This is a genomic window from Streptomyces sp. SID3343, assembly GCF_009865215.1.
Taxonomy (GTDB): domain Bacteria; phylum Actinomycetota; class Actinomycetes; order Streptomycetales; family Streptomycetaceae; genus Embleya.
Map to the genome: position 1 here is coordinate 1 of NZ_WWJX01000191.1, position 4,812 is coordinate 4,812.

5 protein-coding genes are annotated in these 4,812 nt (G+C 72.5%); 3 read left to right on the plus strand and 2 right to left on the minus strand.

What is annotated here, in order from left to right; all coding sequences use genetic code 11:
- Positions 1 to 85: 85 nt before the first annotated feature.
- Together GT354_RS07195 and GT354_RS07200 are read right to left on the minus strand one after the other, a co-directional pair.
- Positions 86 to 238: a hypothetical protein gene (locus GT354_RS07195; protein WP_161355415.1), complete on the minus strand. Its 153-nt coding sequence runs from the start codon at positions 236 to 238 to the stop codon at positions 86 to 88.
- Positions 235 to 1,434, minus strand: a complete 1,200-nt coding sequence (locus tag GT354_RS07200) for an MFS transporter (RefSeq protein ID WP_161355416.1) — start codon at positions 1,432 to 1,434, stop codon at positions 235 to 237. Before GT354_RS07200 ends, GT354_RS07195 begins: the two co-directional genes overlap by 4 nt.
- A 138-nt stretch (positions 1,435 to 1,572) precedes the next feature.
- Here GT354_RS07200 and GT354_RS07205 point away from each other — a divergent pair, with 138 nt between their 5' ends.
- The 3 genes from GT354_RS07205 (at position 1,573) to GT354_RS07215 (ending at position 4,354) form a co-directional block, all read left to right on the plus strand.
- Positions 1,573 to 2,511 (plus strand): LysR family transcriptional regulator, encoded by a 939-nt coding sequence (locus GT354_RS07205; RefSeq protein ID WP_161355417.1) that lies wholly within the window; start codon positions 1,573 to 1,575, stop codon positions 2,509 to 2,511.
- Positions 2,512 to 2,609: 98 nt separating this feature from the next.
- Entirely contained in the window at positions 2,610 to 3,743 is a 1,134-nt protein-coding gene (locus tag GT354_RS07210) for an adenosine deaminase (protein ID WP_161355418.1), read from the plus strand.
- 197 nt (positions 3,744 to 3,940) lie between these two features.
- On the plus strand, positions 3,941 to 4,354 hold the full coding sequence (locus tag GT354_RS07215; RefSeq protein WP_161355419.1) for a hypothetical protein: 414 nt from the start codon (positions 3,941 to 3,943) through the stop codon (positions 4,352 to 4,354).
- Positions 4,355 to 4,812: the final 458 nt, after the last annotated feature.

Consider the following 4,812-nt stretch of genomic DNA (forward strand, 5'->3'; position numbering starts at 1 on the left):
AACGGCGCGTCGGCGAGCGACGCGGCGGTACGCCGACGCGAGCCTGGGCCCCGCCTGCGTCCGGCGCGCGACACGCGCCGGCCCGCTACCCGATCAGTGCGTAGAGCGCGACGATGCCCGCTGCCAACAGGAGCAGGCAGCCGATCAGGCAACCGACGACCTTCAGGCCGTCGGCCGCGGTGTGCGGGTGGTACGTCCGGCCGAAGTCGTCCCGATCGCCCGGCCGGGGGGCGCTCACGCGGCCGACCTCAGCCGGGTGTGGTCGGGGCGGCCGGCCGGCGCCGTCGCGGGGGCCGCGACCCGGCCCTTGAGGCCCGCCGCCACGCCGCCCGCGGTCAGCATCAGGGCCAGGACGAACACCACCGCGCCGACCCAGCCGGTGCCGTGGAAGGCCATCCCGCCGACCGGACCGCCGAGGCTGCTGCCGAAGTAGTAGGCCGCCAGGTACAGCGCGGAAGCCTGTGCGCGGCCCTCGGTGACCCGCAGGCCCACCGCCGAACTCGCCGCCGAGTGGCCCGCGAAGAAGCCCGCCGTGAGCACGATCAGGCCCACCACGACCAGAGCCAGGTTGTCCGGCAGGGTCAGCACGGCGCCCGCGGCGGTGACCGCGGCGGCCGTCCACAGCGTCGCGCGATGCCCGATCCGACCGACGAGCCGGCCCGACGCCGCCGAGCTGAACGTGCCCGCGAGGTAGATCACGAAGATCGCGCCGACCACCGCCTGCGGCAGCCCGAACGGCTGCGCCAGCAGCCGGTAGCCGAGGTAGTTGTACACCGTGCCGAACGCCGCCATGAAGACCATGCCGAGCAGGTACAGCCGGCGCAGCACCGGGTCCGCGAGGTGGGAGCGCAGCACGCCGGTGAGTCGGCCGGCCGTCATGGTCGACGGCACGAAGTTGCGCGACGGCGGCAGCAGTACCCGAAAGGCCACCGCGCAGCCCAACGACAGCAGCCCGACCGCGACCAGCGCGACCCGCCACCCGCCCAGGTCGGAGGCCAACCCCGTGACCAGCCGGCCGGCCATGCCACCGATGCTGTTGCCCGCGACGTACAGCCCCATCGCCGAACCGAGCGAGGGTCCGTCCACCTCCTCCGCGAGATACGCCATCGCGGTCGCCGGCAGTCCCGCGAGCGCGACGCCCTGGATCGCGCGCAGCACCACCAGGGTGGTGAAGTCCGGTGCGAACGCGGCCAGTACGCCCAGCAGCGCGGCCGCGAACACCGACACCGTCATCACCCGCGAGCGGCCCCACCGTTCGGACAGCATGCTCACCGGGATCACCGCGAGCGCGAGCCCGCCGGTGGTGACCGAAACGGAGATGCTCGCGGACGCGGGGTCGAGGTGGAATCGGTCGGACAGGTCCGGCAGCAGCGTCTGCGTCGCGTACAGCATCGCGAACGTCGAACAGCCCGCCGCGAACAGCGCCAGGTTCACCCGGCGGTATCCGCGCGACCCACGCACGTGGCGCGTCGGCGAGGGGGCGGTTGGGACAACGTCCGAGGCAGGCATGTCAAGCAAACTAGGCGCGGTTCTTTCATGCGTCCAATGCATGTTTCGGCCAGAATCGATGCCATGTCGTATGAAGGCAGCTCAGCGGAGGTTTCCGCGTCCATCGCCCCGCTCCTGGTCCAGTTCGCGGCGGTCGCGCGCGAGGAGCACATCACCCGCGCGGCTGCTCGCCTGGGGATCCCGCAGCCCACGCTCAGCCGCACCATGGCCCGGCTCGAAGCCGACATCGGCGTGCCGTTGCTGGCCCGCACCGGGCGCGGGGTGACGCTGACCCGACAGGGACACGCCCTGCTCGGCCACGTCGAGCAGGCCCTCGCGCTGTTGGAGCGCGGCCTCGACGAGGTGATCGCGGACGCGGGTGGCGCTCGGGGCAAGGTCGCGTTCGGGTTCCTGCACACGATGGGCCCCGAGGCGGTGCCCGGGCTGCTGCGCGCCTTTCGGGTCGACCACCCGGGCATCCGTTTTCAACTGGTCCAGGACTCGGCGGGCGCGATGGTCGAGCGCATGCGGGCCGGCGAACTGGATCTGTGCCTGACCGCGCCGCTGCCCGACGCCCCCGACCTGGCGGTGCGCGCGCTCGACGAGCAGCGGATGTACCTCGTGGTCCCGGCCGACCACCGCCTCGCGACCCGCCGGCGGGTGCGGCTCGCGGAGGCCGCCGACGAGGTCTTCGTGTGTATGGAGCCGGGCTACGGCCTGCGGCGGATCGCCGACGCGCTGTGCGCCGAGGCCGGGTTCACCCCGAAGGTCGCCTTCGAGGGCGAAGAGGCCGAGACCCTGCGTGGTCTGGTCGCGGCCGGCCTCGGCGTGGCCCTGCTGCCGGCCCCGGAAGCGCCTCGGCCGGGCACCGTACAACTGGCCGTCACCGCGCCCCGAGCCTTTCGCACGATCGGCCTGGCCTGGCTCCCCAACCGCCCGGAGACCACGCCGGTACGGCTGTTCCGCGAATTCGTGCTGGGTCGTCGCGGCAGCCTGCTGTCCGCGGGCCGCGTCGACGGCTGAGCGGCCCATGCCGGGAGGGACCTCCCGGACGTGACCGGTCCGTCGAATCTTCACGTCGTCGACACATGATCTACGCGCGTAGGCAGTAAAGTCTTTTCATGTACAGCAGTCACCGGAACACCCCCGCAGTCTCGCCCACCGTCGAGCAGATCAGGCGCGCGCCCAAAGTCCTGCTCCACGACCACCTCGACGGCGGCCTGCGCCCCGCCACGATCATCGAACTCGCCGAGGCCGTCGGCTACGACCGCCTCCCCACGACCGACCCCGACGCGCTCGGCGTGTGGTTCCGCGAGGCCGCCGACTCCGGCTCGCTGGAGCGCTACCTGGAGACCTTCGACCACACCGTGGCCGTGATGCAGACCCGCGAGGGCCTGTTCCGGGTCGCGGCCGAGTGCGCGCAGGACCTCGCGGCCGACGGCGTGGTCTACGCCGAGATCCGCTACGCCCCCGAGCAGCACCTCCAAGCCGGCCTCACCCTCGACCAGGTCGTCGAGGCGGTCGACGAGGGCTTTCGCGAGGGCGAGCGCCGCGCGGCGGCCGCCGGCAACCGGATCAGGGTCGGCGCACTGCTCACCGCGATGCGGCACGCGGCCCGCTCCCTGGAGATCGCCGAGCTGACGAACCGTCACCGCGACCTGGGCGTCGTGGGGTTCGACATCGCCGGCGCCGAGGCGGGCTTCCCGCCCACGCGCCACCTGGACGCGTTCGAGTACCTCAAGCGCGAGAACAACCACTTCACCATCCACGCCGGCGAGGCGTTCGGCCTGCCGTCGATCTGGCAGGCCCTCCAGTGGTGCGGCGCCGACCGGCTCGGCCACGGGGTACGGATCATCGACGACATCACGGTCAAGGACGACGGCAGCGTCGAACTCGGCCGCCTCGCCGCCTACGTGCGCGACAAGCGCATCCCGCTGGAGATGTGCCCCACCTCCAACCTCCAGACCGGCGCCGCCACGTCCTACGCCGATCACCCGATCGGCCTACTGCGCCGGCTGTACTTCCGGGTCACGGTCAACACGGACAACCGCCTGATGAGCGGCACTTCGATGACGCGCGAGTTCGAGCACCTGGTGGAGGCGTTCGGCTACGGCCTGGACGACCTGGCCTGGTTCACGGTGAACGCGATGAAGAGCGCGTTCCTGCCGTTCGACGAACGCCTCGCGATGATCAACGAGGTGATCAAGCCGGGCTACGCCGCGCTCAAATCGGAATGGCTGTTCGGGCGCAACTGACCTGTCGCCGACCCGGCCGGCCAGATCGGCCACCGGCCGGGTCGCGGCGGGATCGGTCGCGTCGACAACCCGCACGAACGGTCGCGACCGACCCATAGAGGTCGTTTTGCGCATTCCACCGAGAGTCGCTACGTTGCGGTCTCACTTCGTTACGGGGTGTGCTTCGCCCCGCCCGAAATCGAGAACCGAGGATGCACATGCGATCGGTAACGCGTAAGGCGGCCGTCACGGCCGGGCTGGGTGTGGCACTCGCGGCAGGCGCTGCGGGCGCCGCCGGTGCGGCCCCGGTGACCGACACGGCCGCAGGTCTGGTCCCGACCGTGTCGCACGCCCGGTCGGCCCTCCCGTCGGCATCCGACGCGACGTTCCCGTTGACCCAGGTCACCGACAAGCTCCCCGTCGGCGAGGTGCTCACCCCGGGCCAGGGCCCGCTGGACCACGTGGCCGAGGGCGCGGCCCACACCATGGAGCACCACATGACCGCCATGGCCGACGAGGCGTCCGCGAAGGGCGGCCAGTCCAAGGGCGGCGTCAGCGGTCCGCTCGGCGGTTTGCCGCTGGGCGACTCGCCGCTCGGCGCTCACCAGGGCAGCGGCAACCTGTCGCTCTAGCACCGGACTTCGCGGGTTCCGTCGCCGCTGCCGCCGGGGCGCGCCGTTGCCGCCGGGGCACATTGCGGGCGTGGCACCGGGGCGCGCCGTTGCCGCCGGGGCGCGCTGTGGGGGTGGCACCGGGGCGCGACCTTGCCCGCCGGGGCGTTGACACCGGCGTGGTTCCGGGATCCGCTGCACGAGCCGTGTCCTTCGCGCGTCGATCCGTCGCGGGGGCACGGCTTCGGCGCGTCCGAGCCCGGCGGGGTGCCCGAGGTTCGCAGCGGCCGACTCCGGGCCGGGCAGCGAGAGTTCGCAGCGGCCGACTCCGGGCCGGGTACCAAGAGTTCGCAGCGTCCGAGTCCCGACCGGGCAGCGAGAGTCGCAGCGTCCGAGTCCGGACCCGGGTACCGAGAGTTCGCAGCGTCCGAGTCCGGGCCGGGTACCCGAGGTTCGCAGCGTCCGAGTCCCGACCGGGT

Excerpts from the sequence above, each read along its gene's own strand:
- GT354_RS07205 (WP_161355417.1), top strand. The coding sequence starts at position 1,573 with ATGTCGTATGAAGGCAGCTCAGCGGAGGTTTCCGCGTCCATCGCCCCG.
- GT354_RS07210 (WP_161355418.1), top strand. The coding sequence starts at position 2,610 with ATGTACAGCAGTCACCGGAACACCCCCGCAGTCTCGCCCACCGTCGAG.
- GT354_RS07215 (WP_161355419.1), top strand. The coding sequence starts at position 3,941 with ATGCGATCGGTAACGCGTAAGGCGGCCGTCACGGCCGGGCTGGGTGTG.